The 713-nt window shown below is 43.2% G+C and carries 1 protein-coding gene; it reads left to right on the top strand.

Annotated features, from left to right (window positions below):
* Positions 1-46: 46 nt before the first annotated feature.
* Positions 47-713 (top strand): Ty1/Copia family ribonuclease HI (locus tag F8C76_RS19850; RefSeq protein ID WP_170284061.1); only part of this gene is annotated, 667 nt, incomplete at its 3' end.

The raw sequence follows: 713 nt of genomic DNA, 5'->3' as shown, positions 1-713 counted from the left end.
AGGTGCACTGTCATCCACAAAGATTTGGTTATCATCTCAATTTCAGATGAAGGATTTGGGTGAGGCAAGCTACATCTTAGGGATCAAGCTCCTGCGAGATCGCAAGAATAAGATGTTAGCCTTATCCCAATCTTCATATATTGAGAAGATATTGGTCAAGTTTAACATGCATGACTCCAAGAAGGGCTTGCTACCTTCTAGACATGGAGTACCACTATCTCGAGATCAATGTCCAAAGACACCTGATGAGATAGAGACCATGAAGAGAGTTCCATATGCATCCGCTGTTGGAAGTCTCATGTATGCGATGTTATGTACTAGACCAGATATTTGCTTTGCCGTTGGCATGGTTAGCAGATATCAGTCAAACCCTGGACCAATGCATTGGACAGCAGTGAAGCATATATTCAAGTATCTTCGGAGAACGAAAGATTATATGTTAACTTTTCGGGCAGATGATTTAACGCCTTTGGCGTACACAGACTCAGATTTCCAATCAGATACGGATGCCAGAAAGTCAACCTCAGGATATGTTTTTACTCTATCGGGAGGGGCTATTTCATGGAGAAGTGTCAAGCAAGATTGTACTGCTGATTCTACCATGGAAGCAGAGTATGTGGCGGCAGCGGAAGCTGCAAAGGAAGCAGTATGGCTCAGGAAATTCCTATTGGAATTAGGAGTTGTTTCTGCAGCAGAAAGACCGATTGTCATGC

The organism is Flagellimonas olearia (assembly GCF_009184425.1).
Lineage (GTDB): Bacteria > Bacteroidota > Bacteroidia > Flavobacteriales > Flavobacteriaceae > Flagellimonas > Flagellimonas olearia.
Note: the sequence above shows the minus strand (reverse complement) of the source record. Positions and strands in the feature narration are given on the sequence as shown.